The organism is Pantoea sp. SIMBA_079 (assembly GCF_046940275.1).
Classification (GTDB): domain Bacteria; phylum Pseudomonadota; class Gammaproteobacteria; order Enterobacterales; family Enterobacteriaceae; genus Pantoea; species Pantoea borealis.
The window spans coordinates 1-266 of record NZ_JAWRYR010000396.1 but is presented as its reverse complement, the minus strand read 5'-3'; the positions used below and the strand labels follow the sequence as shown (position 1 = coordinate 266).

1 protein-coding gene is annotated in these 266 nt (G+C 53.4%); it reads left to right on the top strand.

All coding sequences use genetic code 11. The features are described from left to right. A partial coding sequence (locus SB719_RS20520) for an L-rhamnose isomerase (protein ID WP_412159795.1) occupies positions 1-266 on the top strand: 266 nt, incomplete at both ends.

The following is a 266-nucleotide window of genomic DNA, read 5'->3' as shown; positions in this document are numbered from 1 at the left end:
CCAACTTGATCGTTTACCCGTTTCAATGCACTGCTGGCAGGGCGATGATGTTTCCGGTTTTGAAAACCCGGAAGGTTCGCTGACCGGTGGGATTCAGGCTACTGGCAATTATCCGGGCAAAGCGCGTAATGCCAGTGAGCTGCGTGCCGATCTGGAACAGGCTATGCGGCTGATTCCGGGGCCGAAACGGCTTAATTTACATGCCATCTATCTGGAATCAGACACGCCAGTCTCGCGCGACCAGATCAAACCAGAGCACTTCAAAA